Origin of the sequence: Streptomyces thermodiastaticus, from assembly GCF_014656135.1 — a bacterium.
Taxonomy (GTDB): Bacteria; Actinomycetota; Actinomycetes; order Streptomycetales; family Streptomycetaceae; genus Streptomyces; species Streptomyces thermodiastaticus.
Genome location: NZ_BNBV01000021.1, coordinates 85437 through 112391 on the forward strand (window position 1 = coordinate 85437; position 26955 = coordinate 112391).

General features: G+C 73.6%; 24 protein-coding genes and 2 pseudogenes. 17 read left to right on the forward strand and 9 right to left on the reverse strand.

The window, feature by feature from the left end; translation table 11 throughout:
* Window positions 1-2 precede the first annotated feature (2 nt).
* Complete coding sequence (locus IE286_RS19175; protein ID WP_189797992.1) at window positions 3-911, reverse strand: helix-turn-helix transcriptional regulator; 909 nt, start codon at window positions 909-911, stop codon at window positions 3-5.
* Window positions 912-1029: 118 nt separating this feature from the next.
* Here IE286_RS19175 and IE286_RS19180 point away from each other — a divergent pair, with 118 nt between their 5' ends.
* From IE286_RS19180 to IE286_RS19195, 4 genes are all read left to right on the forward strand, one after another.
* On the forward strand, window positions 1030-1620 hold the full coding sequence (locus tag IE286_RS19180; RefSeq protein ID WP_229863159.1) for a UbiX family flavin prenyltransferase: 591 nt from the start codon (window positions 1030-1032) through the stop codon (window positions 1618-1620).
* A 110-nt stretch (window positions 1621-1730) separates the two neighbouring features.
* Entirely contained in the window at window positions 1731-3155 is a 1425-nt protein-coding gene (locus IE286_RS19185) for a non-oxidative hydroxyarylic acid decarboxylases subunit C (protein ID WP_189797993.1), read from the forward strand.
* A gap of 40 nt (window positions 3156-3195) precedes the next feature.
* Window positions 3196-3441: a non-oxidative hydroxyarylic acid decarboxylases subunit D gene (locus tag IE286_RS19190; RefSeq protein WP_189797994.1), complete on the forward strand. Its 246-nt coding sequence runs from the start codon at window positions 3196-3198 to the stop codon at window positions 3439-3441.
* 232 nt (window positions 3442-3673) lie between these two features.
* Window positions 3674-3835, forward strand: a complete 162-nt coding sequence (locus IE286_RS19195) for a hypothetical protein (RefSeq protein WP_189797995.1) — start codon at window positions 3674-3676, stop codon at window positions 3833-3835.
* A 356-nt stretch (window positions 3836-4191) separates the two neighbouring features.
* Here IE286_RS19195 and IE286_RS19200 read toward each other — a convergent pair whose 3' ends face one another.
* On the reverse strand, window positions 4192-5706 hold the full coding sequence (locus IE286_RS19200) for a sodium:solute symporter family protein (protein WP_189797996.1): 1515 nt from the start codon (window positions 5704-5706) through the stop codon (window positions 4192-4194).
* 480 nt (window positions 5707-6186) lie between these two features.
* Here IE286_RS19200 and IE286_RS19205 point away from each other — a divergent pair, with 480 nt between their 5' ends.
* The 7 genes from IE286_RS19205 to IE286_RS19235 are packed head-to-tail and all read left to right on the forward strand — an operon-like array spanning window position 6187 to window position 13890.
* Window positions 6187-6690, forward strand: a complete 504-nt coding sequence (locus IE286_RS19205; protein ID WP_189797997.1) for a (2Fe-2S)-binding protein — start codon at window positions 6187-6189, stop codon at window positions 6688-6690.
* Complete coding sequence (locus IE286_RS19210; RefSeq protein WP_189797998.1) at window positions 6687-9062, forward strand: xanthine dehydrogenase family protein molybdopterin-binding subunit; 2376 nt, start codon at window positions 6687-6689, stop codon at window positions 9060-9062. The genes IE286_RS19205 and IE286_RS19210 overlap by 4 nt, the downstream gene beginning before the upstream one ends.
* A complete protein-coding gene (locus IE286_RS19215) occupies window positions 9059-9913 on the forward strand; it encodes an FAD binding domain-containing protein (protein ID WP_189797999.1) in 855 nt (284 codons plus the stop codon). The genes IE286_RS19210 and IE286_RS19215 overlap by 4 nt, the downstream gene beginning before the upstream one ends.
* A 33-nt stretch (window positions 9914-9946) precedes the next feature.
* Window positions 9947-10804, forward strand: a complete 858-nt coding sequence (locus IE286_RS19220; protein WP_189798031.1) for an AAA family ATPase — start codon at window positions 9947-9949, stop codon at window positions 10802-10804.
* Complete coding sequence (locus IE286_RS19225; protein WP_189798000.1) at window positions 10801-12009, forward strand: vWA domain-containing protein; 1209 nt, start codon at window positions 10801-10803, stop codon at window positions 12007-12009. The genes IE286_RS19220 and IE286_RS19225 overlap by 4 nt, the downstream gene beginning before the upstream one ends.
* Window positions 12002-13108 (forward strand): XdhC family protein, encoded by a 1107-nt coding sequence (locus tag IE286_RS19230; RefSeq protein WP_189798001.1) that lies wholly within the window; start codon window positions 12002-12004, stop codon window positions 13106-13108. The genes IE286_RS19225 and IE286_RS19230 overlap by 8 nt, the downstream gene beginning before the upstream one ends.
* Window positions 13109-13152: 44 nt before the next feature.
* Window positions 13153-13890, forward strand: coding sequence for an SRPBCC family protein (locus tag IE286_RS19235; protein WP_189798002.1), 738 nt, complete (start codon window positions 13153-13155; stop codon window positions 13888-13890).
* A 326-nt stretch (window positions 13891-14216) separates the two neighbouring features.
* Here the strand turns inward: IE286_RS19235 and IE286_RS19240 are convergent, their stop codons facing one another.
* The 4 genes and pseudogenes from IE286_RS19240 to sigJ form a co-directional block, all read right to left on the reverse strand.
* Window positions 14217-14726: a metallophosphoesterase family protein gene (locus IE286_RS19240; RefSeq protein ID WP_189798032.1), complete on the reverse strand. Its 510-nt coding sequence runs from the start codon at window positions 14724-14726 to the stop codon at window positions 14217-14219.
* A gap of 132 nt (window positions 14727-14858) precedes the next feature.
* Window positions 14859-15323, reverse strand: coding sequence for a cupin domain-containing protein (locus tag IE286_RS19245; protein WP_189798003.1), 465 nt, complete (start codon window positions 15321-15323; stop codon window positions 14859-14861).
* Window positions 15320-16252, reverse strand: coding sequence for an NADP-dependent oxidoreductase (locus IE286_RS19250; protein ID WP_189798004.1), 933 nt, complete (start codon window positions 16250-16252; stop codon window positions 15320-15322). The genes IE286_RS19245 and IE286_RS19250 overlap by 4 nt, the downstream gene beginning before the upstream one ends.
* A gap of 200 nt (window positions 16253-16452) precedes the next feature.
* Window positions 16453-17352: pseudogene (gene sigJ, locus IE286_RS19255) on the reverse strand (RNA polymerase sigma factor SigJ).
* A gap of 133 nt (window positions 17353-17485) precedes the next feature.
* Here sigJ and IE286_RS19260 point away from each other — a divergent pair.
* Together IE286_RS19260 and IE286_RS19265 are read left to right on the forward strand one after the other, a co-directional pair.
* A complete protein-coding gene (locus IE286_RS19260) occupies window positions 17486-17947 on the forward strand; it encodes a MarR family winged helix-turn-helix transcriptional regulator (protein WP_189798005.1) in 462 nt (153 codons plus the stop codon).
* A gap of 56 nt (window positions 17948-18003) precedes the next feature.
* Entirely contained in the window at window positions 18004-18588 is a 585-nt protein-coding gene (locus IE286_RS19265) for a hydrolase (protein ID WP_189798006.1), read from the forward strand.
* Between the two features lie 166 nt (window positions 18589-18754).
* On the opposite strand, the gene IE286_RS19270 is transcribed toward IE286_RS19265, so the two are convergent.
* The 3 genes and pseudogenes from IE286_RS19270 to IE286_RS19280 form a co-directional block, all read right to left on the reverse strand.
* Entirely contained in the window at window positions 18755-19120 is a 366-nt protein-coding gene (locus IE286_RS19270) for a DUF6479 family protein (RefSeq protein WP_189798007.1), read from the reverse strand.
* A 103-nt stretch (window positions 19121-19223) separates the two neighbouring features.
* Window positions 19224-19559 carry a hypothetical protein gene (locus tag IE286_RS19275; protein WP_189798008.1) on the reverse strand — a complete coding sequence of 112 codons (336 nt, stop codon included), beginning with the start codon at window positions 19557-19559 and terminating at the stop codon, window positions 19224-19226.
* 239 nt (window positions 19560-19798) lie between these two features.
* A pseudogene (locus IE286_RS19280) lies at window positions 19799-20110 on the reverse strand (pentapeptide repeat-containing protein); the annotation flags it as partial.
* Window positions 20111-20692: 582 nt separating this feature from the next.
* Between IE286_RS19280 and IE286_RS19285 the strand changes: the two are divergent.
* The 4 genes from IE286_RS19285 (at window position 20693) to IE286_RS19300 (ending at window position 26922) form a co-directional block, all read left to right on the forward strand.
* Window positions 20693-20908 carry a type A2 lantipeptide gene (locus IE286_RS19285; protein WP_189798009.1) on the forward strand — a complete coding sequence of 72 codons (216 nt, stop codon included), beginning with the start codon at window positions 20693-20695 and terminating at the stop codon, window positions 20906-20908.
* 132 nt (window positions 20909-21040) lie between these two features.
* Window positions 21041-21847, forward strand: coding sequence for an HlyD family efflux transporter periplasmic adaptor subunit (locus tag IE286_RS19290; RefSeq protein ID WP_189798010.1), 807 nt, complete (start codon window positions 21041-21043; stop codon window positions 21845-21847).
* Window positions 21848-21869: 22 nt separating this feature from the next.
* Entirely contained in the window at window positions 21870-24104 is a 2235-nt protein-coding gene (locus IE286_RS19295; protein WP_189798011.1) for an NHLP family bacteriocin export ABC transporter peptidase/permease/ATPase subunit, read from the forward strand.
* Between the two features lies 1 nt (window position 24105).
* Window positions 24106-26922, forward strand: a complete 2817-nt coding sequence (locus IE286_RS19300) for an NHLP bacteriocin export ABC transporter permease/ATPase subunit (RefSeq protein WP_189798012.1) — start codon at window positions 24106-24108, stop codon at window positions 26920-26922.
* Window positions 26923-26955 lie beyond the last annotated feature (33 nt).

Genomic DNA, 26955 nt, shown 5'->3' on the forward strand with positions numbered 1-26955 from the left:
TCTCAGCGCCCGGTGCCGCGGGCCAGGGCCCGGAACGCCGCCGGGGTCTCGCCGGTGCGGCGCCGGAAGAAGCGTGCGAACACGGTGGCGTCCGGGAAGCCGAGCCGGTCGCCGACGGCCGCGGCGGGCAGGTCGGTGTGCCACAGCAGCCTGCGGGCCTCCAGCAGGACGCGGTCGTCGATGAAGCTCTTGGCGCCGGTGCCCACGGCCGCGCGGGTGGCCCGGGTGAGGGTGCGCACGCTGTAGCCGAGGGCCCGGGCGTAGTCCTCGACGCGGTGGGTGCGGGTGAAGTCCCGCTCCACGGCCCGTTGGAAGCGGCGGAACGCCTCGCCGCCGCTGCCGGCGGCGCGCTCCGCGCCCCGGGCGTGGGTCAGGCGCAGCACCAGGACGGACAGCAGATGCCGTACCACGTCGATGTGCACGGTCAGCGGCAGGCCGGTCAGCTGCCGGTACTCGGCCTCCAGCAGGTCCAGCACCCTGCGCAGTGCCTCCGCGTCCCGCCCGGTGGGGGTCAGCGGAGCCCGCCACACCGGCTGGTCGACCCGTGCCGCCTCGGCCGTGGCGGAGGTGAGGAAGCCAGGGGTGAACAGCACGACGGTGGCCTCGGCGGCGGTCAGGTCGGAGTCGTACTGGTGGACCTGTCCGGGGCGCACCCACAGCCAGTCGCCCGCCCGCAGCTCGTGGGCGCTGAAGTCGAGCGAGCAGCGCAGGGTGCCGCGGCGGACGGCGATCAGTTCGTGGAAGGCGGGCCGCTTGGCCGCGTACACGTCGAGTCCGTGGCTGCGGGCCCGTGCCTGCAGTCCGGGCAGGTCGAGCACCTCGGCCCCGGGCGGGGCGCCGGCGGCGGCACGGTAGGGGATCCGGGTGACGTCGGCCCGCCCGGCACGGCCCCGGTGTCCGTTTCTGTCCATGGCGTGTCTCCACGATACGCCGTTGTGCTCCGGATCCGCTCCTAACGTCGGATGGGTAAGGGCGCAGGTGACCGAAACGGTCGGCACGTGCCGTCTTCGGCGGAAGGAAGTCCTCACCGTGCGACTCATCGTGGGCATGACCGGCGCGGCGGGCGCAGTGTTCGGTGTCCGGCTGCTGCAGATGCCGGCCGAGCTGCCGGAGGTGGAGACCCACCTGGTGCTCAGCCGCTGGGCGCGCGCCACGATCGAGCTGGAGACCGGGCTGTCGGTCGCGGACGTCACCGCGCTCGCCGATGTCTCCTACGCCCCCGAGGACCAGGGGGCGGCCATCTACTCGGGCTCCTTCCGCACGGACGGCATGGTGATCGTGCCCTGTTCGATGAAGACACTGGCGGGCATCCGCGCCGGGTACGCCGACGGGCTGGTGGGACGGGCCGCCGACGTGGTGCTCGAGGAGCGGCGCCGGCTGGTCCTGGTGCCGCGTGAGACGCCGCTGAGCGAGATCCACCTGGAGAACAGGCTGTCCCTGACCCGCATGGGCGTGCAGGTGGTGCCGCCGATGCCCGCGTTCTACAACCACCCGCGGTCGGTGGACGACATCGTCGACCACATCGTGACCCGGGTCCTGGACCAGTTCGGCCTGCCGGCTCCGGCGGCCCGCCGCTGGGAGGGCATGCGCGCCGCCCGCACGCTGCGGCCCGCGGGCTGATCCCCGCCCGTCCGGCACCACCGGCCACCGGGCCCGGACAGCCACCCGCCGCTCCGTCCTCTCTTCGCTCCGACCACGAGACATGTCTCGGCACCGAAAGGCAGACCTTCATGCCGTACGACGATCTGCGCGGCTTCCTCACCGCGCTCGAGGACGCCGGCCAGCTGCTGCGCATCACCGACGAGGTGCGGCCCGAGCCGGACATCGCGGCCGCCGCGAACGCCGCGCCGCGCCTCGGTGACGCCGCGCCCGCGCTGTACTTCGACAACGTGCGCGGTTTCACCCATGCCCGTATCGCCATGAACGTGCACGGCTCCTGGGCCAACCACGCCCTGGCCCTCGGCCTGCCCAAGGAGACGCCGGCCAAGGAGCAGGTGGCCCAGTTCATCCGCCGCTGGGACGACTTCCCGGTCGCCCCCGAGTGGCGCGAGGACCCGCCGTGGGCGGAGAACACCCTGGAGGGCGACGACGTCGACATCTTCGAGGTGCTGCCGCTGATCCGCCTCAACGACGGCGACGGCGGCTTCTACATCGACAAGGCCGCGGTCGTCTCCAAGGACCCCGACGACCCGGAGAACTCCGGCAAGCAGAACGTCGGTGTCTACCGCATCGAGGTCAAGGGCAAGCGCAAGCTCGCCCTGCAGCCGGTGCCCGTGCACGACATCGCCCTGCATCTGCGCACCGCCGAGGAGCGCGGCGAGGACCTGCCGGTGGCGATCACGCTCGGCAACGACCCGGTGATCAGCATCGCCGCGTCCACGCCGATGAAGTACGAGGAGAACGAGTACGAACTGGCCGGTGTGCTGCGCGGCGCGCCCGCCCCGATCAGCCGGGCCCCGCTGACCGGCCTGCCGGTGCCATGGGGTTCGGAGGTCGTGATCGAGGGTGTGATCGAGGGCCGCAAGCGCGAGATCGAAGGTCCCTTCGGCGAGTTCACCGGCCACTACTCGGGCGGCCGCAGCATGCCGGTGATCCGCATCGACCGGATCTCCTACCGCACCGACCCCGTCTTCGAGCACCTCTACCTCGGCATGCCGTGGACGGAGTGCGACTACCTGATCGCCGCGAACACCGCGGTGCCGCTCTACAAGCAGCTCAAGGCCGACTTCCCGGAGGTGCAGGCGGTCAACGCGTCCTACACCCACGGCCTGGTGGTCATCGTGTCCACGAAGAAGCGGTACGGCGGCTTCGCCAAGGCGGTCGGGCTGCGGGTGCTGACCACACCGCACGGCCTCGGCTACGCCTCCACGGTGATCGTGGTGGACGAGGACGTGGACCCGTTCGACCTGCCGCAGGTGATGTGGGCGCTGTCCACCAAGATGAACCCGGCCGGCGACCTGATCCGGATCCCGAACCTGCCCGTGGTCGAGCTGGCTCCGCAGGCCCAGACCCCCGGTGTCGTCGACAAGCTGGTCGTCGACGCGACGACCCCGGTCGGAGCCGACCGGCGCGGCAACTACGGCACCCCGGTGCACGACCTGCCCGAGACGGCCGAGTGGCTCACCCGGCTGCAGGCCCTGGCCGCGCGCCGCTGACCGCCGACGCCCCGACGAGCCACGCATCGAGGAGATCACCATGTCCGCTGCCCCGACCGTCTGCCCGCGCTGCGCCCACGACGGCATCGAGCACGTGCACTCCTCGCCCGTGCCCGGTGTCTGGGAGGTGCTGCAGTGCGCGCGCTGCCTGTACATGTGGCGCACCAGCGAGCCCGCCCGGCGCACCGACCGCGACGCCTACCCGGCCGGTTTCCGGATGACCGCGGAGGACATCGCCGCGGCCACCGAGGTGCCCACGGTGCCGCCGCTGCGGCCCACCGCCTGACCGGCAGGTCCGCAGCTCCCCTCGCGGTGCCCGTCCGCCCTTCGTGGTGACGCCCCCGCAGCCGGACGCCCCCGTACCCGGACGCCCCCGCGCCGGCGACCGGTGCGGAGGCGTCCGGCTGCTGCTGCGTTTGCCGGGGCCGCCGCAGCGCAGCACGCTCGGAGGAGCTGGTGAGGAGAGTTCCGCCGGCGGGTCCGCTCCGGCCGGGCCGCCGGCCGGTGAGGAGGTGCCCATGGGGACCGCAACGGCATTCGTCGCCGGCCCCGGCACGCGCACCCCGCTGCGGGGCGCCGGGGAGCGCATGGCGTCCGCCCTGCTGCCGCCGTTGGCACAGGCTTTCGGCGCCCGCCGGGACCGCGCCGGGACGATCACGGTCCGGGCATGGCACGCGTAGGCAGAAAGGCCGCGCGGGTCCAGGTCAGCTCCCGGCTCACCTGGACCTTCTCCGCGCGTGCCGGGCTGGGCGGGGCGCACTCGGCCGGGCCGCGCCGCGCGCCGGCCGCCGGTGCCGTGCTCCGTCCGTCGGCCGCGGCCGTGGTGCGCGCGCTGCTGCGGGCGGCCCTCCCGCGCCGCCGTGTCCCGGCCCCGGGGATCCGCCGCAGACGGCGGGCCGGGGCGGTCCGTCTGGTCCCGGGACGCGCCCGGCGCCGGGCCCGCCGGGTCCGGGCCCGCCCGGCCGCCACCGTGCGGCGCCCGCGCAGGGTCGCTCTCGTGCCGCCGGCGACCTGCGCGGCCCCTGCCGCCGGCGTCCTACGCGGGCCGTTCGGTCACCGGGCGCGCCGCCGTGCCGGGCACCGGGTCCGGGCGGGAGACGGCCCGGACCACCGCGTCGGCGCGCTCGTCCGCCTCCGGCCACAGCAGGCCGAGGCCGGCGTAGACCACGAGCGAGGTGACCAGCGGGGTGACGACGACGGCGGTCTGGGAGGCGCCGTCGATGCCGTACTTGACGAGGAAGTACCCGGCGAGGCCGAGCGCCCAGGAGGTGAGGGCGGCCCGGGGCCCGCAGCGCCGGAAGGCCGGCAGCAGCCCCAGCAGCATGGGGATGGAGATCGGGCCCATCACGGCCGCGACCATGCCGACGATGATCCCGAGGACGCCGCCGAAGTGGTCGGCCTCGATGGCGACGACCATGGACACGGTGATGAACAGGACCGTGAACACGCGGGCCGCCCGCAGGCCGCGCTCGGTGCCGGCGTCACGGAAGGAGGGCAGGAGGGCGGGCAGGATGTCCCGGGTGACCACGGCCGAGATGGCGTTGGCGTCGGAGGAGGCCATGGCCATGGTGTGGGAGAACATGCCGGCCAGGGTGAGACCGACCAGACCGGCGGGCAGAAAGGACTGCGCCATCAGCGCGTAGGTCTGCTCCGGATCGGCGATGTGCGGCATGAGCACGGGCGCGGCGACCGCGGGCAGCAGCAGCACGGCCGGCCAGACCAGGTACAGCCCGGCCGACAGCGCTGCGGATCGGCGGGCGGCGCGCGGGGAGTCGGTGGCCATGTAGCGCTGGGCCAGGTTCCACATGCCGCCGTTGTACTCGAAGAGCTTCACCACGACGTACGCGGTGAGGAAGCCGGCCGTGTAGGGGCCGACGAGCGGGTCGGTGTGCCCGGCGGGCAGCCGGTGCCACAGGGTGCCGAGGGAGGAGATCCCGCCGAGCCGGTCGAGGACGATCCCCATCATGGACAGCGCGGCCACGCCCTGGATGACGAACTGGCCGAACTCCGTCAGGGCGTCCGCCCACAGGCCGCCGACCGTGCAGTACAGCAGGGTGACGGTGCCGGTCAGCAGGATGCCGTGGGTCATCGACATGCCGGTGAAGACCTTCAGCAGCACGGCCACCGACGCCCATTTCGCGGCGACGTCGAACACCTTCAGCAGAGCGCCGCTCCAGGCGAGGGCCTGCTGGGTGGGGACGTTGTAGCGGCGGGCGAGGTACTCCAGCGGGGAGGCGACCTGGAAGCGCCGGCGCAGCCGGTTCCAGCGGGGCGCGAACAGCCAGGCGCCGACGCCGGTGCCCAGGGCGAGCGGCAGGAACGCCCAGACGTAGACGGTGATGCCATAGGTGTAGGCGACAGCGGCGTAGGCGACGAACACGGCGGCGCTGTAGCCGGACATGTGGTGCGAGATGCCGGTCAGCCACCAGGGCATCTTGCCGCCGCCGGTGAAGTAGTCGGAGACGTCGGCGACGCGCCGGTGCGACCACAGGCCGATGAGCAGCATGATCAGGAAGTAGGCGCCGACGGCGGCCCAGTCGAGCCAGTGCATGGGGAGACCTTCTTCTCGCGGGGCGGGGAGGCGAGTCGACAGATCCGCCGGCCAGACCGAAAGTTTCGGCCTCGTGATCCGCCGAGCGCGACGACCGCACTCCCAAGGTGATCACATACATGAACGTGCATCAGAAATACGAATGACTCGTGGGAATCTAAGGGCGCGCGCTCACGAGGGTCAAGGGGTGCGCACAGGGGAAGCGGCGAGTCGCACCAGGGAGGGAACGCACCCGTCCTGCGGTCGGTACCGGCGCCGAAACTTTCGACTGGGAAGCCCCTTCGGTCACTCTGCTGGACACGGCACCGCCGCCGACGGACCGTCACCGCGCCCTGAACGGGCCGTCACCCGCGCCGCGGAGGAATCCCGGACAGTTCCCTTCACACCACTCGCCCTGCCCGCGGCCCGGCCATAGAGTGACGTACACCACGCTGGTCGCTGAACTCCCTCACACACGCCCATACGGTCCCTGGAGGGCACATGACCCATATCTCGGTCACGGTGGACGGCACGACGTACGAGGACGACGTGGAACCGCGCCTGCTGCTGGTCCACTATCTGCGGGACCGGCTCGGCCTGACCGGCACCCCGGTCGGCTGCGACACCTCCAACTGCGGGGCGTGCACGGTCGAGATGGACGGCGCGAGCGTCAAGAGCTGCACGGTGCTGGCCGTCCAGGCCGACGGGAGCGAGGTGACCACGGTGCAGGGCCTGGCCCGCGACGGCGCGTGGACGCCGTTGCAGCGGGCCTTCCACGAGCATCACGCGCTCCAGTGCGGCTACTGCACCCCTGGGATGATCATGGCCGCCCGTGATCTGCTGCGCGAGAACCCGCACCCCACCGCCGAGGAGGTGCGCGCCGGACTCGAAGGCAATCTGTGCCGCTGCACCGGCTACCAGAACATCGTCCGGGCCGTGCTCGCCGCCGCGGAGCAGTCCGCGGCCCCGGCACCGGCCGCGCCGGCCCAGGAGGTGACGGCATGACCGACCAGGCCGTCGAGCGCGAGGTCGGCCGGGCCCGGCTGCGCAAGGAGGACGCCCGGCTGGTCACCGGCCAGACCATGTGGACGGACAACATCACCGTCCCCGGGCTGCTGCACCTGGCGTTCCTGCGCAGCCCCATGGCGCACGCCCGCGTCGAACGCATCGACGTCTCCCCCGCCCTGCGGCGGCCCGGCGTGGTCGCCGCGTTCAGCGGCCGGGACCTCGCCGACGGGCTCGGCTCGCTGCCGTGCGCGTGGCCGGTCACCGAGGACATGGTGCTGCCCGCCCACCCGCCGCTCGCCGTCGACGAGGTGCGGCACGCGGGCGACCCGGTGGCGGTCGTGGTGGCCCGCGACCGGTACGCGGCCGCGGACGCGCTGGAGGCGATCGAGGTCGACTACGAGCCGCTGCCGCCGGTGATGGACCTCGAGGCGGCGCTCGCCGAGGACGCCCCGCTCGTCCACTCCGACAAGGGCACCAACCGCGCCTATGTGTGGCCGTTCGAGGCCGGCGAGGACTACGAGACGGTCAGGCAGCGGGCGGACGTCGTCCTCACCCGCCGCTACGAGCAGCAGCGGCTCATCCCGAACGCGATGGAGCCGCGCGCGGTCGTCGTCACCCCGCTGGCCGCCTCCGGGGAGTACACGGTGTACTCCGCGACGCAGATCCCGCACATCCTGCGGGTGATGCTGTCGACGGTCACCGGCGTGCCCGAGCACAAGCTGCGGGTGGTGGCGCCCGACGTGGGCGGCGGTTTCGGCTCCAAGCTCCAGGTGTACGGCGAGGAGGCCGTCGCCCTGGCCGTCGCGCGGAAGCTGGGCCGCCCGGTGAAGTGGACCGAGTCCCGCTCCGAGGGCTACCTGGCCACCCACCACGGCCGCGGCATGATCCAGGACATCGAGATCGCCGCGACCCGCGAGGGAAAGCTGCTCGGCCTGAAGGTGGACCTGCTCGCCGACATGGGCGCCTATCTGATGCTGGTCACGCCGGGCGTGCCCATCCTGGGGGCGTTCATGTACCCGGCGATCTACAAGATGGACGCCTACGCCTTCACCTGCACCGGCGTGTTCACCACGAAGACCCCCACCGACGCCTACCGGGGCGCCGGGCGTCCGGAGGCCACCTACGCCATCGAGCGGATCATGGACGAGCTGGCCGCGGAACTCGGGCTCGACCCGGTGGAGCTGCGGCGCCGCAACTGGATCCGGCACGAGGAGTTCCCCTACACCTCGATCGCGGGCCTGACCTACGACAGCGGGAACTACGAGGCGGCCACCGACAAGGCGCTCGCCCTGTTCGGCTACGACGCGCTGCGCGCCGAGCAGCGCGAGCGGATCGAGCGCGGCGACCGGGTGCTGCTCGGCATCGGCGTCTCGACGTACACCGAGATGTGCGGGCTCGCCCCGAGCCGGGTGCTGCGGGACCTGCGGTACTCGGCCGGCGGCTGGGAGGCGGCGAGCATCCGCATGCTGCCCACCGGCAAGGTCGAGGTGGTCACCGGCACCAGCCCGCACGGGCAGGGGCATGTGACCAGCTGGAGCCAGATCGCCGCGGACGTGCTCGGGGTGCCGTTCGAGGACGTCGAGGTGGTGCACGGCGACACCCAGGCGGCCCCGCAGGGCATGGACACCTACGGCTCGCGCTCGCTGGTCGTCGGCGGCGCGGCGGTGCACCGGGCGGCGCAGAAGGTGGTGGACAAGGCGCGCAAGGTCGCCGCCCATCTGCTGGAGGCCGGCGAGGACGACCTGGAGTTCAAGGGCGGCGTGTTCTCGGTGAAGGGGTCCCCGGAGGCCCGGAAGACCATCCAGGAGGTCGCGTTCGCCACGTTCACCTCGCACGACGTGCCCGACGGCATGGAGCCCACCCTGAACGCCGAGCACGTCCTGGACCCGGAGAACTTCTCCTACCCGCACGGCACCCACCTGTGCGCGGTGGAGGTGGACACCGAGACCGGGCACACCCGGATCCGTTCCTATGTGTGCGTCGACGACGTGGGCCGGGTGGTCAACCCGATGATCGTGGAGGGGCAGGTGCACGGCGGACTCGCCCAGGGCATCGCGCAGGCCCTGTACGAGGAGGCGGTGTACGACGCGGAGGGCAACCTGGTGTCCGGCACGATGGCCGACTACCTGGTGCCGTCCGCGGCCGACCTGCCCGAGTTCGTCACCGACCGCACGGAGACCCCCGCCACCTCCAACCCGCTGGGCGTCAAGGGGGTCGGTGAGGCCGGCACCATCGCCTCCACCCCGGCGGTCGTCAACGCGATCGTGGACGCGCTGCGCCCGCTGGGGGTGCGCGACGTCCGGATGCCGTGCACACCGGAGCGGGTCTGGCAGGCGATCCGCGCCGCGCGGAAGGAGGCCGCGGCATGATTCCCCCCGCGTTCGACTACGTACGCCCGGCCGGTCTGGACGAGGCCGTGCGCGCCCTCGCCGATGCCGGGGAGGACGCCAAGGTGCTGGCCGGCGGGCAGAGCCTGCTGCCGCTGCTCAGGCTGCGGCTGGCGTTCCCGGACCTCGTGGTGGACATCGGCCGGATCCCCGGGCTGCGCGGGGTGCGCGAGGAGGACGGCCGCCTCGTCATCGGTGCGCTGACCACCCATCACGAGGTGATGCGCGATCCGCTGGTGCGGCGGCACGCGGGTCTGCTGGCGCAGGCCACCGCCACGGTCGCGGACCCCGCCGTCCGGCACCGGGGCACCCTCGGCGGCTCCCTGGTGCACGCCGACCCGGCCGGTGACCTGCCCGCGGTGGCCCTGGCGCTGGACGCGGAGCTGGTGGCCGTGGGGCCGGGCGGGCGGCGCACGATCCCGGCGGGCGCGTTCTTCGCGGACTATCTGCAGTCCACCCTCGCCCCGGACGAGCTGCTGGTGGAGATCCGGGTGCCGAAGCGGGAGGGCTGGGGCTTCCGGTACGAGAAGTTCCACCGGGTCGCCCAGTCCTGGGCGATGGTCGGGGTGGCGGCGCTGGTGCGGCGGGAGAACGGACACGTCGCCGAGGCGCGGATCGGCCTGACCAACATGGGCGCGACACCGCTGCGGGCCACGGCCGCCGAGGAGGCGCTCGGCGGCGCCGGGGACGCGGAGGCGGTGGCGCGGGCGGCCCGGCTCGCGGCCGAGGGGACCCGGCCCTCGCAGGACGCCTCCGCCTCGCCCGAGTACCGGGCGCATCTGGCGCGGGTGCTGACCGAGCGGGCGGTGCTGGCCGCCGCCGGAATGGGGTGAGCGCCGATCATCGGTGTGGACAGCCCCGCACAGATGCGGGCCCGCCTGGAGGAGACCGGCTACCTCGTCGACGACGGGCTGGCGGTGGCGTGCTTCCTGGCGCTGAAGCTGCACCGGCCGGTGTTCTGCGAGGGCGACGCGGGCGTGGGCAAGACCGCGCTCGCCTCCGCCCTCGCCGAGGCACTCGGTGCCCCGCTGATCCGGCTGCAGTGCCACGAGGGCATCGACGCCTCCCAGGCCCTGTACGAGTGGGACTTCCCGCGGCAGCTGCTGCACCTGCGGGCCGCCGAGGCGGCCGGGGTGCGGGACGCCGACCGTCTGGAGCGGGAACTGTACGACCGCAGGTTCCTGCTGGCCCGGCCGCTGCTGCGGGCGCTGCAGACCCGGCCGTCGGTGCTGCTGGTGGACGAGATCGACCGTGCCGACGACGAGTTCGAGGCGTTCCTGCTGGAGGTGCTGTCGGAGTTCCAGGTGACCGTGCCCGAGCTGGGCACGCTGCGGGCCGAGGAGCCGCCGGTGGTCGTGCTCACCTCCAACCGCACCCGGGAGGTGCACGACGCGCTGAAGCGGCGCTGCCTGTACCACTGGTTCGGCCATCCGGACTTCGCCCGGGAGCTGGCCATCGTGCGGCGCCGGCTGCCGGAGGTCTCGGCGCGGCTGGCCGAGCAGGTCACCACGCTGGTGCAGGCGCTGCGCGGCAAGGAGCTGCTCAAGCCGCCGGGCGTGGCCGAGACCCTCGACTGGGTCCGTGCCCTGGACGCGCTGGGTGCGAGCGAGGTGGACGCCGAGCTGGCGGTGGCCACGCTGGGCGCGGTGCTGAAGTACCGGGAGGACACCGACCGGGCCCGGACGCTGGACTTCGCGGCCGTCCTCGCGGGGCGGGCGACATGAGCGGCGCGGCGGCCCCCGGCGGCGCGGCGGGCGCGGGCGAACGGCTTCGCGCCGATGCGGCGCTGCTCGGGTTCGCGCGGGCGCTGCGCGCGGCCGGGGTGGACGCCGGGGCCGAGCGGACGCAGGCGTTCCTGCGGGCGGTGGACGCGCTGCGGCCCGGGGTGCGGAGCGACGTGTACTGGGCGGGACGGCTGACGCTGTGCGGGGACCGGGACGATCTGGACCGCTACGAGCGGGTGTTCGCCGCGTACTTCGACGCCGCCGCCCCGCCGCGCCGCCCGCCGCGCCGGTCCGCTCCCCCGCCCCGGCTGCGCCCCCTGGTGCGCGAGGCGCCCGCAGGGTCGCGTCCGGGCGAGGGGGACCGTGAGCCGCAGGGGCCGCCCGTCGCCTCGCTCGCCAGCTCCGCGGAGGTGCTGCGCCACCGCGACGTGGCCACGCTGGACGCCGCCGAACGTGCGCAGCTCGACCGGCTGCTGGCGGCGTTCTCCCTGCGCGGCCGGTCGCGGCGCAGCGCACGCCGGCGGCCGGCCCGGCGCGGCGCCGTCGACCCGCACCGCACCGTGCGGGAGATGCTGCGGCACGGCGGCGAACCGGCGCTGCTGCGGCGGCACGCGCGGGTGGACCGGCCCCGTAGGGTGGTGCTGCTCGTCGACGTCAGCGGCTCCATGGGGCCGTACGCGGACGCGCTGCTGCGGTTCGCGCACGCGGCGGTCAGGGGGCGGCGCACCGAGGTGTTCACCATCGGCACCCGGCTGACCCGGGTGACCCGGGAGCTGTCCCACCGGGATCCGGACCTGGCGATGGCCGCCGTCGCCGAGGCGGTGCCGGACTGGCGGGGCGGCACCCGGCTGGGCGAGCTGCTGCGCGCGTTCCTCGACCGGTTCGGGCAGCGCGGCATGGCGCGGGGCGCGGTGGTGGTGCTGCTGTCGGACGGCTGGGAGCGGGGCGACCCGGCGCTGCTCGCCGAGCAGATGCGCCGCCTGCACCGGCTGGCGCACCGGGTGGTGTGGGCCAACCCGCTCAAGGCGCGGCCCGGTTACGCGCCGCTGGCCGCGGGCATGGCGGCGGCGCTGCCGAGCGTGGACGCCTTCGTCGCCGGTCACAGTCTGGCGGCGCTGGAGCGTCTGGCGGCGGTGGTGCGGGGCGCGGACGCCGGGCCGGCCCCGGTCCGCACGGCCGGCGGGAAAGGAGCGGAGTGTGCGTGACATCCTCCCGGTGCTGGAGCGCTGGTACGCCGCGCGCGTGCCGTTCGGTCTGGCCACCGTCGTCTCGGTGAGCCGCAGCGCCCCGCGCGATCCCGGCGCGGCGATGGCGGTCGGCCCGGACGACGAGGTGGTGGGCAGCGTCTCCGGGGGATGCGTGGAAGGAGCCGTGTTCGAGCTGGCCCGGCAGGTGGTGGCCGACGGCGAGGCACGGCTGGAGACCTTCGGCTACAGCGACGAGGACGCGTTCGCGGTCGGGCTGACCTGCGGCGGCGAGATCGGTGTGCTGGTGCGGCCGGTCACCTGGGAGTCGGATCCCGCCTTCGGGGCGGTGGCCGCGTCGGTGGCCTTTGGGGAGCCGGTGACCGTGGCCACCGTCGTCGACGGGCCCGCACCGCGCGGGGCGGTGCTGGCGGTGTGGCCGCAGACGGTGGCGGGCAGCCTCGGCAGCTCCGGGCTGGACGCGGCGGTCACCGCGGACGCCCGCGGCGAGCTGGCGCTCGGCTCGACGGGGCTGCGCCACTACGGGCCGCGCGGTGAGCGCCGCGAGGACTCCGTCACCGTGTTCCTGCAGTCCTTCGCCCCGCCGCCGCGCATGCTGGTCTTCGGTGCGATCGACTACGCCGCCGCGGTGGCACGGATCGGCTCTTTCCTCGGCTACCGGGTCACGGTGTGCGACGCCCGTCCGGTGTTCGCCACCCCGAAGCGGTTCCCGGACGCGGTCGAGGTGGTGGTCGACTGGCCGCACCGCTATCTGCACGGCACGGACACCGACGAGCGCACCGTGATCTGCGTGCTCACCCACGACCCGAAGTTCGACGTGCCGCTGCTGCGGGAGGCGCTTGTCCGGCCGGCCGCCTACATCGGGGCGATGGGCAGCCGGCGCACCCACCACGAGAGGCTGGAGCGGCTGCGGGAGGCCGGGGTGACCGAGGAGGAGCTGGCCCGGCTGCGGTCCCCGATCGGCCTCGATCTGGGGGCCCGGACCCCGGAGGAGGTGGCCGTCTCCGTCGCGGCGGAGATCGTCGCGCTGCGCTGGGGCGGCACCGGGGCACCCCTGACCGCGACCACCGGAGCCATCCACGCCAACGGTTCGGCCTGAGCGCCCCGCCACCACCGGTTCCGCCCGAGTGCCAGGAGGAAGTCATGGAGCTGCGCCACGAGTTCACCGTTCCCGTCCCGGTCGAGGACGCCTGGCGGGCCCTGCTCGACATCGAGGGCATCGCGCCGTGCCTGCCGGGTGCCACCGTCGAGGAGTACGACGGCAAGACCGTGACCGGTTCGGTGAAGGTGAAACTGGGCCCGGTCACCGTCTCCTACAAGGGCACGGCGGTCTTCGAGGAGCAGGACGCGGCGGCGCACCGGCTGGTGCTGACGGCCAGCGGCCGGGAGACCCGCGGCCAGGGCACGGCACGGGCCACGGTCACCGGCACGCTGACGGAGCGCGGGACGGGCACCGCGGTGACGGTCGTGACGGATCTGACCGTGACCGGCCGTCCCGCACAGTTCGGGCGGGGCGTGCTGGCCGAGGTCGGCGACCGGCTGGTGGGGCAGTTCGCCGACTGCCTGGCCCAGCGACTCGCCGGACCGCCCGCGCAGGCCCCGCAGGAGACCGGCCCCGAGGAGACCGGACCGGAGGAGACCGGTCCCGCGCCGGAGCCCGCGGCCGGCCGCCCGGAGAAGCCCAGTGGGCAGCCGGCCCCTGGTGCGGAGGCCGCCGCACGCACCCCGGCAGGCACCGGGCGGGCGCACGACGAGACCGAACCACTGGATCTCCTGCGTGCCGCCGGCGTCCCGGTGGCCAGGCGTGCCGCGGCGGCGGCCGGAGCCGTCGCGGCGGTGGCGCTGCTGGTGGTGTGGCTGCGGCGGCTGCGGCGCAGGTGACGCGGCACGCGGGCCCGCGCATCCCTGGACATCCGAGATCCGGGTGAATCGGGTGATTGAGGTGGCGCATCAGGGGTATGCGCGCACCGGCGGACGAGGTGGCATGCACGCCTCTGCCCGCACATGCGCGGCACACATCCCTGGAAGGAGGTCCGTGACAGCGCGATGTCGCAGTCACCGGGCCGATTCCGCGGACGGAGCGGCCCGGTTCTCGCCGGGAAGTCGCACACGAGAAGGGGAAGAGTGACCCCGGGGCGGCCCCTGACAGCGGGCCGCCCTCCGTACGGAGCCTCCGCATGAGTGCCCCCTTGGATGCCCGGGAGCGGTCAGCGTGCGGGGCGCGGCGGCAGCCGGTGGAGTTCGACCCCGGTGAGACGGCCGTCGGCGACGGTGGCGGTCATGTAGGTGCAGTACGGCTGGCGGCGGCGGTCGGTGGGCGATCCGGGGTTGAGCAGCCGCAGCCCTCCGGGAGCGACGCTGTCCCACGGGATGTGGCTGTGCCCGAAGACCAGGACGTCCAGGTCCGGGAAGCGGGCCGCGCAGCGCGCCTCACGGCCCCGGGCGGGCCCGGTCTCGTGGACCACGCCGAAGCGCAGTCCGCCGAGTTCCGCGCGGGCGACCTCGGGCAGGCGGGCGCGCAGCTGCGGACCGTCGTTGTTGCCGTGGACGCCGATCAGTCTGCGGCTGCGCTGCTCCAGCAGATCGAGCGTGGCCACGTCCACCCAGTCGCCGGCGTGGACGACGACATCGGCCCGCGGCAGGTCGGCCAGCAGCCGCGCGGGCAGCTGCTTGGCACGCTTGGGCAGATGGGTGTCGGACATCAGCAGCAGCGAGATACCCATGGGTTCACGCTAGGCCGTGTCCGCGCCCTCCCGCCTGCCACCCAGTGCCCTGCCGCTCATCGCCGTACCCGTCCGGGGCACGCGGGACCGCACACATGGCTCGTGCCGGCCCGGTGGGCGCCTGCCTCAGGGCTGCGGGTCGTCGACCTTGAGCGGGTCCCCGGTGTCGGAGACGAAGACGACGAGGAGCCTGGCCGGCTCGGTCCGGCTGGTGTTCTCCGTGAGGACGTGGTGGGCGCCCGGTTTCTCGACCCAGTTCTGGCCTTGGTGGTATGTGCGCAGGGGCTCGCCTTCGAGTTGGCTGCGCACGGTGCCCTCCAGGACGTAGGCGTAGACGAACGCCGTGCCGTGGCGGTGCGGCTTCGCACGCGCCCCGGGCGGGAAGTCGACGATCGACGAGGTGAATGTCTTGCCCTCGACGTTCGGCAGGGCCTGCTGGAGGAGGGGCTTGAGGGTTTCGGTGGGCTGCTGCGACGCCTCGGCCGCGGTGAGCTTCTGGGCGTGAGGCTGCTCCGGGGCGGAGCAGGCGGCCGTGGCCGTGGTCAGGGCGGCGACGGCCAGCAGGCCGCCGGCGATCCGCGATCCGATCATGAGGGGTCTCCTGTTCGGTCGTCGGCGACGCGGATGATCGTCTTGCCGGGGGTGCGCTCGGTGAAGGCGGCGGGTGCCTCGGCGAGCGGCCGGACGGTGCCGACGACGGGTGTGAGCCGGCCGTCCCTGACCCGCTGGGCGAGGTCGGCGAGCCGGGCGCGGTCGGGTTCCACGACGAAGAAGACGGCCCGGCCGTCCTGGGGCCGGATCCTGGGCGGCTCGGCGATGGTGACGAGTGTGCCGCCGGCTCGTACCAGGGCCGCGGAACGGTCGAGGATCTCCCCGCCGATCACATCGAACACGAGGTCGACCTCTCCGGCGTCCTGAAGCTTCTCGGCCTCCAGGTCGAGGAAGGTGTGCACGCCGAGACCGACCGCCCGCTCCCGGTCCTTGGCCCGGCCGGTGCCGATGACGCGGGCGCCGGCCTCGCGGGCGAGCTGGACCGCGAGCGAGCCGACGCCGCCCGCGGCACCGTGGATCAGGACGGTCTGGCCGGCGGTGAGACGGCCGTGGTCGAACAGGCCCTGCCATGCGGTCAGCCCGGAGATCGGCAGTGCGGCGGCCACGGTGTGGTCGATGTCCGCCGGGAGCGGTGCGAGGTTGCGGGCCTCCACCGCGACGTATTCGGCGAGTGTGCCGTTGCGGGCCCAGTCGGTCAGGCCGAACACCCGCTGTCCGATGCTCAGGCCGGTGGTTCCGTAGCCCAGCCCGACGACGACACCCGACACCTCGTGGCCGGGCACGCTCGGCGTCCGGTCGCGGCCGGCCCGGTCGGTCCAGGTAGCGGGCCAGTCCAGCTCGCCCGGGGTGAAGCCCGCGGCGTGCACCCGTACGACGACGTCGTTCTCGGCCGCGTGGGGGTAGGGCAGGTCGGTCAGGGACAGTCCGGCGGTACCGGCGTCACGGTCGTTCACCGTGATGGCTTGCATGACAGCTCCTCACTGAGCAGGCGGCGGCCACGAGCGCCCGTCCCGCGCGCAGCCGCAGATACAGCGTTGCGTGACCGGGAGCACACAGCAAGTGAGGGACGTCCGGTCATGACCGGTCCCACCTGCCGTCGCGCGTTCCTCCGCCGCCCTCTTAAGGGTTTACACCGAGGAGACGGGGCAGCCCCGGCAGGTGTGACAGCTCAGAGGTGCTGAAGTTTCTCCGGGTTGACGACCCTGCGGTACGCGGTGATCAGACCGTCGGTGATCTGCGCGGTGTCGACGGAGTAGACCCGGCCCTCCCGGTGGAAGACGAGGGCGAGTTCGCCGCCGACCTCGGCGAGGTCGATCCGGTCCGGACGCCACTGGCGTCCCACGCGCACCATGACCTCGGCGACCCGCTCGCCGCCGTGGATGAGCCTGCGGGCCGCCGGGACCTGGCCGCCGCCGTCGGTGACATAGACGACGTCCGGATGCAGCAGCCGGACGAGGCCGGCCAGGTCGCCGGCCTCGTAGGCGGCGCGGAAGGCGGCCAGCACCCGTTCGCGCTCCGCCTTGGGTGCCTGCGGTGCGGACTGCTTCGCCCGGGCCACCCGCCGCCGGGCCCGCGAGGCGAGCTGCCGGGCAGCCGGCACCGACACGTCCAGCACCTCGGCGATCCGCGCGAACTCCAGGCCGAAGACGTCGTGCAGTACGAACTACACCCGCTCCGGCGGGCTCAGCTCCTCCATGATCAGGAGCATGGCCGAGGTGACGGACTCGTCGACGAGCACCGGCTCGGCGGCGTCCGGGCCCGTCAGCAGCGGCTCCGGCAGCCACGGCCCGACGTAGGTCTCACGGCGGACACGGGCGCTGCGGAGGATGTCGTAGCACCGCCGCGCCGCCACCGTGACCAGCCAGGCCCGCAGATCACCGACCTGCCGCAGATCCGCTCCGGCCGCGCGCAGCCACACGTCCTGGGTGACGTCCTCGGCGTCGGCCACACTGCCCAGCAGCCGGTAGGCCACGCCGAAGACCGCCGGGCGGTATGTCTCCCACCCGGCCCCGAGCCTGTCCTGCTGCCCCGACGGCCCAAACGGCCCGGACGTGTGACCGTTGTCCATGCCGACGCACTCTCCTCCCTCGTGCGGGCCCAGCGTAACCACCCGGACACGTGCGTCGGCCACCGGGAAAAGAACAGGCAAACTGTTCAGTCACAACTGGACAGTCTTTCTACACATCCCTAGGGTGACGGGCATGGACCGGAAGCCCGACGAGGTGTCCGGAGGCATCTCCGTCTCCGCCGCGCAGGCCGCCCGCGACCTGCGGGTGACCGTCAGCCGGCTGCGCCGCCGGATCCGTGAGGTCGCCCGCGACGACGACCTCACCCCGCCGCAGGTGTCGGCGCTCACCCTGGTCGGCAAGCACGGAGTGGCCACGGCCAGCGCCCTGGCCTCGGCGGAGGGGGTCCGCCCGCAGTCGATGGCCGCCACGCTCGCGGCCCTGGAACAGCGGGGACTCGTCCGGCGGAGCCCCGACCCGGACGACGGACGGCGTCAGCTGGTGACGCTCACCGACAGCGGCCGCCGGCGCCTGGAGGGTGACCGGCAGGTCCGTGAGGAGTGGCTGGCCCGCACCCTGCAGGACCGGTACACCGAGGCGGAGCGGCGCACCCTGCTGGAGGCGTTCTCCCTGCTCGAACGGCTCACGCGGCCCTGACACCCGAGGCACCTTCCGCGTCCGCACCCGCACTTTCCCGAAAGGCCCGAACGTTCATGGCACTGACCACCCTCGACCCGCGTACCGCCCTCGTCGTGATCGACCTGCAGGCGGGCATCGTCGGCGCTCCGACCGCCCCCTACCCGGGCCCCGACGTGGTCGCCCGCACGGCGGAGCTGGCCGACGCATTCCGCGCCCGCAACCTGCCCGTGGTGCTCGTCCGGGTCTCCTTCGCCCCCGACTTCTCGGACGTGCCGCCGGGCCGCACCGAGGCGGCCACCTCCGGCGGCAGCCGTCCCGAGGGCTGGGACGTCATCGTGCCCGAGCTGGCCGGGCACCCGGAGGACATCGTCGTCACCAAGCACAACTGGGGCGCCTTCCACGGCACCGACCTCGACGTGCAGCTGCGCCGGCGCGGGGTGACGCAGATCGTGCTGACCGGCATCGCCACCAGCATCGGTGTGGAGTCCACCGCCCGGGCCGCGTACGAGCACGGCTACCACGTCACGCTGGCCACCGACGCCATGACCGACCTGGACGGGGACGCGCACGCCAACAGCGTGGCGTGGGTCTTCCCGCGTCTGGGCGAGACCGGCACCACCGAGGAGATCCTGCAGCTGCTGGCCAAGACCCACAGCTGACCGGCGGACACACGACGGACCGGGGCCCGGCGCCGCGTGCGCCGGGCCCCGGTTCCGTCCCTCAGGGCGCCCGTCCGTCCATGCGTCCGTCCATGTCTTGTATGCATGTCTTCGGGCAGCGTCCGGACAAGGTCTCCGGACATCGAGGCGTGCGACAGGCGGGCGGTCACCCGCCGCCGGAGCCGCCGCTGCCGAAGGAGCCGCTGGAGCCGGAGTCCCAGCGCGGGCGACTCTGGTCGTCGCTGCGCCGGCTACCGGAGGAGAGTTCGTGCGGCGACAGACGGCGGCCGGTCTCCCCGGCGTCGGGCACCTCGTTCGGTTCGCGCTGCTGCCGGGTCTCATGGACCGGACCGGAGGGCGGCGGCTTCGGGTGCCCGCTGTGCCGCGGGGTGGCCGATTCGCGCTGCATCACGGTGATGCCGAAGCGGAAGGCCCAGATCAGCAGGCCGACGACGACGAGGCCGCCGATCACGACCAGAGCGATCCCGGCGCCCGAACCGGCGGCGACTGTCTGATATCCGGTGGTGTCCATGCGCGCCGGGTACCCGCCGGGCTGCTACGGATGCCACCCGGTCTCCGGCCCGCCGGGCAGGACGGCCGGCGGGGCGGTCCGGCTCCTCGCACCGGCGGTGCGTTCAGTCCCCGGCCTGGTCCGAGGCGGCGCCGTCCTCCGTGTCCGCACCACCGTCCGCAGCGTCGCCCGGCCCGGCGGACCGGGCGGCCCGTGCCACCTCCTCCTCGACCTCGGTGCGGGGCCGTCGCTCGGCGCTCGCGTACTCGCCGAGCGCCGCCTGGAGGTCGCGGGCGAGGTCGCGCCAGGCCCGCCAGGCCGTCTCGTACGTCTCGCTCTGCAGCCCGGTCCACCGCTCCTGCGCGGGCGGGCCGTAGGTACGCCGGAGCTGCTCGACCCGGGTGTGCGCCTCGTCCGCCGCTCGCTGCAACGCCACCAGCTCTTCGAAGGTGTGTGACACAGCCAAGGACCCTAAGCACCGCGGCACGCACGGTCCCCGCGACCTGCCGTGACCGCGGCCCGGCACACACCCGTTAGGGGCAGTGCACCAGGGGCGGTGCGCAGGCGGGCGCGTCACCGGCCGGGCAGCGGTCCGCTCGCCACCTGCGGGCCGCTGCCGGCCGGCAGCACGGCCCACGCGTCGCAGCGGCCTCGGCCGGAGACGGCGGGCCCGGCCCAGGGTGACGGTGACCACCGGGTTCATCCCCGCGCCCGCCAGTGAGCGGGGCGGCTGGGCCCGGGGGCAGCACGGTGGCCGCGTCGCCCCTGGCCGCGTTCACCTGGGCCCGGGTGAGGAACAGCGGCGCCGGTGAGGTCCGCGCCGCGCAGATCGGCGTCGCGCAGACCGGCCCCGAGCAGGTCGGCGTCGCGCAGACCGGCCCCGCTGAGGTCGGCCGGGACGAGGAGGGCTCCGCGCAGGCTCCCTCCTTGGAGGGCGGCGCCGGACAGCTTCGCGCCCGGGCGGCCGGTGGTGTCCCGGGCGAGCGCCCGCCGCCCCGGTGCGCCGCCCCTGTGGCCGTTGTGTGCAGATCGCGCGTACCTGGTACGGATGCCGTGCCGCCCTGCATCAACCACCCGCCCCGCACGCGCCGGGCACCGAGGGTTCCACGTCCCCGGACACCACGGAACGAACACGGAAGGTGATCATCCAGACACCGATCGTCTCCGTCTCCCGGGTTTCGCGAAGCGGAAATCCGGCTCCAGTGAATCTGCACAGCGGCCACCCAACCGCCGCACCGCCATCGAGGGATCTGCACAACCGAAGCAGCGTCACACGTGTTACCGGCGCGTCACTCGCGCAGACCCGCGTCCCGGCAAGAGAGCGGACGCGTACATGCGGTGACGCATGTGAAGAACTGGCCGACGACTCGTGCCCAGGTGTGCACGCACAACGCTGCAGTGCATGCAACTTCCCTGGTGACAGGCGCCGTTGAGTGGAAGCGACGGGCCGTTGCGTGCTTTCATCCATCGCACCGCGGGGCCCGCCGGACATCCGGACCAACGGTGTCCGGGCCCGTGGGTCACGGCTGTACCGCCTTTCGGGCGAGGGCCGTCCCTCTTGTTGTGAAGTCCCATAGGAAGGGAAGTTCTGTCATGAACTCCACCCCCCAGGTCGAGACCGCTGAGATCTCCGACGCCGAGCTCGACAACGTCGCCGGCGGCCTGACCGTGAACACCCTGGGCACCGTCACCAACCTGGTGGACGGCGTCGCCCCGGTCACCGGCCTGGTCAACGGCGTCGTGGACACCGTCGAGGGCGTGACCGGCCTGAACACCGCCCCGGTCACCAACCTGGTCGCCGGTCTCTGACGGCAGCACACGCGCGTGGGTCCCGGAGCCGCTCGCCGGTTCCGGGACTCACCGGTGCCGTGACACACCCCCGACGTGCCGTGGCCGCACCCGCGGCTGCGCACCCCTTCTTCCGCAGGTGAGACAAGTTCCGTGCAGTTCCGTCAGCAGGCCCTCGCCAAGCTGAACGCACCCGAGGAGCTGGACCTTCCGGTGCGGCTCGCCCGGCCGCAGGGCTGGCTGGTGCTGTGTGTCACGCTCGTCGCCGTGGCCGCCGCCTGTGTGTGGGCCGTGGCCGGCTCGGTCGCCTCCACCGTCACCGCGCAGGCCGTCCTCACCCACGGGCAGGGCAGCTATGTGCTGCAGAGCCCGGTGGCCGGTCAGGTCACCGCCGTGCACGCCGAAGCGGGGCAGCGGCTGCCCGCGGACGCACCCGTCATCACGGTGCGCACCGCGCAGGGCGAGTCGGTCGTCAGGACCGTGGCCGCGGGCCGGATCACCGCGCTCGCCGCCACCATCGGGCAGATCATCTCCACCGGCGCGAACGTGGCGGCTGTGGAGAAGGTCGCCCACGCCTCCGACCCGCTGTACGCGACCGTGTACGTCCCCGCGCAGAACGCCGCCGGCATCGCCGAGGGCAGCGCCGTGGACCTGACCGTCTCCTCGGTACCGGCCGACCGGTACGGCGTACTGCGCGGCCATGTGAAGTCGGTCGACCGGGCCGCCCAGTCCGCCCAGCAGATCGCTGCCTTTCTCGGGGACAGCCAGCTGGGCGAGCAGTTCACCCGGCAGGGCCGCCCGGTGGCCGTTCTCGTCCGGCTGGACACCTCCCGTGACACCAAGAGCGGCTACCGCTGGTCCACCGACGGCGGTCCGCCCTTCCGGCTTCAGTCCATGACCCTGGCCACGGCCTCGATCCGCCTGGCCGACCAGCATCCCGTCGACTGGCTGCTGCCCTGAGCACGGAGCAGAACACACCCGCATGACCACCACTGAGGACACCCGCGGCCGCCGCGCAGCCCGGTCCCGGCGCCCGGTGCGCCCGCCCAAGGGCCGCCCGGGCCGCCGCCGCACCGTGCGCACCCCCACGGTGCTGCAGATGGAGGCCGTGGAGTGCGGCGCCGCCTCGCTCGCGATGGTCCTCGGCCACTACGGCCGCCACGTCCCGCTGGAGGAGCTGCGCATCGCCTGCGGCGTCTCCCGGGACGGCTCGCGCGCGAGCAACCTGTTGAAGGCGGCCCGCAGTTACGGGCTGACCGCCAAGGGCATGCAGATGGACACCGCCGCCCTCGCCGAGGTGCGGGCGCCGGCCATCCTGTTCTGGGAGTTCAACCACTACGTCGTCTACGACGGCATGGGCCGTCGGCTGGGCCGGCGCGGAGTGTACGTCAACGACCCCGGCAAGGGCCGCCGTTTCGTCCCCATGGAGGAGTTCGACACCTCGTTCACCGGTGTGGTGCTGGTGATGGAGCCGGGCGAGAACTTCACCCGGGGCGGGCGCAGGCCGGGCGTCCTCGGTGCCCTGCCGGCCCGGCTGCGCGGCACCGCCGGGGCGCTGCCGGCCGCGGTGCTGGCGAGCCTGCTGCTGGTGGCGGTGGGCGCGGCGCTGCCGGCGCTGAGCCGCACCTGGATCGACACGTATCTCATCGGCGGGCAGACCTCCCTGTTGGGGGTGCTGTTCGCGTCCATGGCCGCATGTGTCGTGCTGACGGTCGTGCTGACCTGGCTGCAGCAGGCCAATCTGCTGCACGGCCGGATCGTGTCCTCCACGCTGGGCAGCGCCCGTTTCCTGCGGCATCTGCTGCGGCTGCCGGTGACGTTCTTCGCCCAGCGCAGCCCGGCCGACCTGGTGCAGCGGCTGCAGTCCAACGACCAGGTGGCGGAGACGCTGGCCCGCGACGTGGCGGCGGCCGGTGTGGACGCGGTGGTCGTGGTGCTGTACGCGGTGCTGCTGTACACCTACGACCCGCAGCTGACGTTCGTCGGCATCGGTGTCGCGCTGCTGAACGTGGTGGCGATGCGCGTCGTGGTGCGGCTGCGGGCGACCCGGACGGCGAAGCTGCGGGCGGACACCGCGCGGCTGACCAACACCGCCTACACCGGGCTGCAGTCGATCGAGACGCTGAAGGCCACCGGCGGCGAGGACGGCTACTTCCGCACCTGGGCCGGGCAGCACGCCACCACCCTGGAGGAGCAGCAGCGGCTCGGGGTGCCCGGCGCCTGGCTGGGCGTGGTCGCACCGACCCTGGCCACGGTCAACAGCGCGCTGATCCTGTGGATCGGCGGGATGCGGGCGGTGGAGGGCCACATCTCGGTGGGTCTGCTGGTGGCCTTCCAGTCGCTGGTGGCCCGGTTCACCGCGCCGCTGACCCGGCTCAACGGCGTCGCGGGCCGCATCCAGGACTTCGCGGCGGACGTGGCCCGGCTGAAGGACGTGGAGAACTTCGGTGCCGACCCGCTCTACACCCGGCCCGGCGCCGGCGAGTCCACCCGGCGGCTGCACGGCCATGTGGAGCTGCAGAACATCAGCTTCGGCTACAGCCCCCTGGACAAGCCGCTGCTGACCGGGTTCGACCTGACGGTGGGTCCGGGGCAGCAGGTGGCGCTGGTGGGCGGCTCGGGCAGCGGGAAGTCGACGGTGTCGCGGCTCATCTCCGGGCTGTACACCCCCTGGGAGGGTGTGATCCGCATCGACGGGCAGCGGCTGGAGGACATCCCCCGGGGCACGCTGGCCGCCTCGGTGTCCTTCGTGGACCAGGAGGTGTTCCTCTTCGAGGGCACGGTCCGCGACAACGTGGCGCTGTGGGATCCGTCGATCCCGGACGACGCCGTGGTGGAGGCGCTGCGCGACGCCGCCCTGTACGACGTGGTGATGCGCCGCCCCGGCGGCATCCACAGCCGGGTCGAGCAGGACGGCCGGAACTTCTCCGGCGGGCAGCGGCAGCGGCTGGAGATCGCGCGGGCGCTGGTGCGCCGGCCGAGCGTGCTCGTCCTGGACGAGGTGACCAGCGCGCTGGACGCGGAGACGGAGCAGGTCGTCATGGACAACCTGCGGCGGCGGGGCTGCGCCTGCGTGGTGATCGCGCACCGGCTGTCCACGGTGCGCGACAGCGACGAGATCGTGGTACTGCAGCACGGCACGGTCGTCGAACGCGGACGGCACGAGGAGCTGCTGGCGCTCGGCGGCGCCTACGCGGCGCTGGTCAGGGAGCGGTGAGATGACGACCGTGGAAGACGGCGACCTGGTTCTCGGTGCGCTCGCGTCGGTGGGCACCCCGGTGGACTGCGCCGGCCTGAACCGGCTGGACCTGGAGGGTCCGCAGGTGCTGTGGCTGGTCGCGGCGGGCGCGGTGGACCTGTTCGCGGTGGACGCGGCCGAGCAGGGGCACTGGCACCACCTGGGCCGCCTGCGGGCGGGCTCGCTGCTGCTCGGCCCGGTGCCCGGCCCCCGGCACACCCTGGTGGCGCGTCCGCTGCGCGACAGCGTGGTGCGCCGGATCGGGCTGCGGGAGCTGTACCAGCCGGCGACCACGCACACCTGGTCGTACGACGAGTGGGGCAACCCGCAGTACGTGCCGCCCGCGAGCAGTCCGCTGGAGCACGCGCTGGCGCTGGGTGTGGGCCGCAGCATGTCCGTGCTGTTCCAGGCGCCCACCGCGCAGGACCGCACCACCCCGCCCGGCGACGACGACGTGTTCTGGATGCAGGTGCCGCCCGGCAGCGTGCGGTACGGGGCGCTGTACGGCGCCGAGGCGGCCGGGGACCTGCTGATGGACCCGGGTGTCTGGCAGGGCATGGTCGACCAGCAGTACCGGCTGCTGACCGCGCTGGACCGGTGGATCGAGGAGCTGGAGCGGGCCCACGAGACCCGGGCGGCGGCCGGCATCAAGGCCGGCGAGGCGGTCCGCGCCCAGGCCGACCGGACGCTGCTGGCCTCCATCGGGCGGGCCTCCGGCCGGCGGGTCACGGCCGCGGACGCCGACGCCACGTACGCGGCGTGCGCCCGGGTCGCCCGGGCCGCCGGGATCACCCTGGCGGACCCGCCGCAGACGGGCACGGTGAGCGAGCGGCTGGACCCGGTGGAGCGCATCGCCCTGGCCTCCCGGGTGCGCACCCGGGCCGTGCGGCTGCGGGGCCGCTGGTGGCGGGAGAACGCCGGCCCGCTGGTGGGCCGGCGGGCGCTGTCGGGGGCGCCGGTGGCGCTGCTGTGGCGGCGCGGCGGCTACGTCTCGGTCCATCCGGCGACCGGGCGGGAGACCCCGGTGGACAAGGGGAACGCCGGGGAGTTCGAGGACCGGGCGGTGATGTTCTACCGCCCGCTGCCCGACCGGCCCCTGTCCCGGCTGGGGCTGCTCCGCTTCAGTCTGCGCGGCAGCACTGGCGACCTGGTGAACCTGCTGGTCGCCGGGCTGGTGACGGTGGTGATCGGGGCGCTGGTGCCGATCGCGACGGGCAAGGTGCTCGGCCAGTACGTGCAGCGGGCGCAGACCGGGCCGATCACCCAGGTGTGCGTGGCGGTGATGGCCGGCGGCGTCGTGGCGGCGGCGTTCATGCTGCTGCAGAACCTGACCGTGCTGCGGGTCGAGGGACGGATCGAGGCGGCGCTGCAGCCGGCCGTGTGGGACAGGCTGCTGCGGCTGCCGACGGCGTTCTTCGCCCGGCGTTCCACCGGCGAGCTGGCGAGCGCCGCCATGGGCATCAGCGCGATCCGCCGGCTGCTGGCGGGGCTGGCTCCGACCGTCGCGCAGTCGGTGACCGTGGGCGTGGTGAACCTGGTGCTGCTGTTCTGGTACAGCGCCTCCATGGCGCTGGCGGCGCTCGGCATGCTGACGGTGATCGCGGCGGTGTTCCTGGCGCTCGGGCTGTGGCAGGTGCGCTGGCAGCGCCGTCTGGTGGTGCTCACCAACAAGCTGAACAACCAGGCGTTCCAGACGCTGCGCGGGCTGCCGAAACTGCGGGTGGCGGCCGCCGAGAACTACGCGTACGCGGCGTGGGCCGAGCAGTTCGCCCGCAGCCGTGAACTGCAGCAGAAGGTGGGCCGGATCAAGAACCTCACCGCGGTGCTCGGCGCGGTGTATCTGCCGGTGTGCACGCTGGTGATGTTCATGCTGCTGGCCGGGCCGGCCCGCGGCACCATGTCGGCGGCGTCGTTCCTGGCCTTCAACACATCGGTGACGATGCTGCTGACCTCGGTGACGCAGCTGACCGGCGCGTTCGTCTCGGCGGTGGCGGCGCTGCCGCTGTTCGAGGAGATCCGGCCGGTGCTCGACGCCAGGCCGGAGGTGCGCACGGGCAGCAACCGGCCGGGTCCGCTGTCCGGGGCGATCGAGGCGCGGCGGCTGTCGTTCCGCTACACCGACGACGGTCCGCTGGTCCTCGACGACGTGTCGTTCCAGGTGAAGCCGGGCGAGTTCGTGGCGATCGTCGGGCCGAGCGGCTGCGGCAAGTCGACGCTGCTGCGTCTGCTGATCGGTTTCGACCGGCCGCTGTCGGGGAGCGTGCTGTACGACGGCCAGGACCTGGCGGCGCTGGACCAGTCGGCGGTGCGCCGGCAGTGCGGGGTGGTGCTGCAGCACGCCCAGCCGCTGAACGGGTCGATCCTGGACGTCATCCGCGGCACCGAGCCGTGCTCGCCGGAGGAGGCGATGGCCGCGGCCGAGATGGCGGGGCTCGCGGAGGACATCCGGCGCATGCCGATGGGCCTGCACACGATCGTCTCCGGCGGGTCGTCGATCTCCGGCGGTCAGCGGCAGCGGCTGATGATCGCCCAGGCGCTGGTGCGCAGGCCGCGCATCCTGTTCCTGGACGAGGCGACCAGCGCCCTGGACAACGACACCCAGCGCACGGTCATCGACAGCACCCGCAAGCTGAACGCCACCCGCGTCGTCATCGCGCACCGTCTGTCGACGGTGCTGGACGCGGACCGGGTGGTCGTGATGGAGGACGGGCGCATCACCGAGCAGGGCACCCCCGCCGAGCTGCTGGCGGACACGAGCGGCAGGCTGCACGAGCTGGTCCGCCGCCAGATGGCCTGAGCGCACGGGCGGCGGGGGCGGCAGCACGCCGGA

Bases quoted from the DNA above. Each gene is read 5' to 3' on its own strand.
- IE286_RS19175 (WP_189797992.1), bottom strand. From the start codon at position 911: ATGGACAGAAACGGACACCGGGGCCGTGCCGGGCGGGCCGACGTCACC.
- IE286_RS19185 (WP_189797993.1), top strand. From the start codon at position 1,731: ATGCCGTACGACGATCTGCGCGGCTTCCTCACCGCGCTCGAGGACGCC.
- IE286_RS19190 (WP_189797994.1), top strand. From the start codon at position 3,196: ATGTCCGCTGCCCCGACCGTCTGCCCGCGCTGCGCCCACGACGGCATC.
- IE286_RS19195 (WP_189797995.1), top strand. From the start codon at position 3,674: ATGGGGACCGCAACGGCATTCGTCGCCGGCCCCGGCACGCGCACCCCG.
- IE286_RS19200 (WP_189797996.1), bottom strand. From the start codon at position 5,706: ATGCACTGGCTCGACTGGGCCGCCGTCGGCGCCTACTTCCTGATCATG.
- IE286_RS19205 (WP_189797997.1), top strand. From the start codon at position 6,187: ATGACCCATATCTCGGTCACGGTGGACGGCACGACGTACGAGGACGAC.
- IE286_RS19210 (WP_189797998.1), top strand. From the start codon at position 6,687: ATGACCGACCAGGCCGTCGAGCGCGAGGTCGGCCGGGCCCGGCTGCGC.
- IE286_RS19215 (WP_189797999.1), top strand. From the start codon at position 9,059: ATGATTCCCCCCGCGTTCGACTACGTACGCCCGGCCGGTCTGGACGAG.
- IE286_RS19220 (WP_189798031.1), top strand. From the start codon at position 9,947: ATGCGGGCCCGCCTGGAGGAGACCGGCTACCTCGTCGACGACGGGCTG.
- IE286_RS19225 (WP_189798000.1), top strand. From the start codon at position 10,801: ATGAGCGGCGCGGCGGCCCCCGGCGGCGCGGCGGGCGCGGGCGAACGG.
- IE286_RS19235 (WP_189798002.1), top strand. From the start codon at position 13,153: ATGGAGCTGCGCCACGAGTTCACCGTTCCCGTCCCGGTCGAGGACGCC.
- IE286_RS19245 (WP_189798003.1), bottom strand. From the start codon at position 15,323: ATGATCGGATCGCGGATCGCCGGCGGCCTGCTGGCCGTCGCCGCCCTG.
- IE286_RS19250 (WP_189798004.1), bottom strand. From the start codon at position 16,252: ATGCAAGCCATCACGGTGAACGACCGTGACGCCGGTACCGCCGGACTG.
- IE286_RS19260 (WP_189798005.1), top strand. From the start codon at position 17,486: ATGGACCGGAAGCCCGACGAGGTGTCCGGAGGCATCTCCGTCTCCGCC.
- IE286_RS19265 (WP_189798006.1), top strand. From the start codon at position 18,004: ATGGCACTGACCACCCTCGACCCGCGTACCGCCCTCGTCGTGATCGAC.
- IE286_RS19270 (WP_189798007.1), bottom strand. From the start codon at position 19,120: ATGGACACCACCGGATATCAGACAGTCGCCGCCGGTTCGGGCGCCGGG.
- IE286_RS19285 (WP_189798009.1), top strand. From the start codon at position 20,693: ATGAACTCCACCCCCCAGGTCGAGACCGCTGAGATCTCCGACGCCGAG.
- IE286_RS19295 (WP_189798011.1), top strand. From the start codon at position 21,870: ATGACCACCACTGAGGACACCCGCGGCCGCCGCGCAGCCCGGTCCCGG.
- IE286_RS19300 (WP_189798012.1), top strand. From the start codon at position 24,106: ATGACGACCGTGGAAGACGGCGACCTGGTTCTCGGTGCGCTCGCGTCG.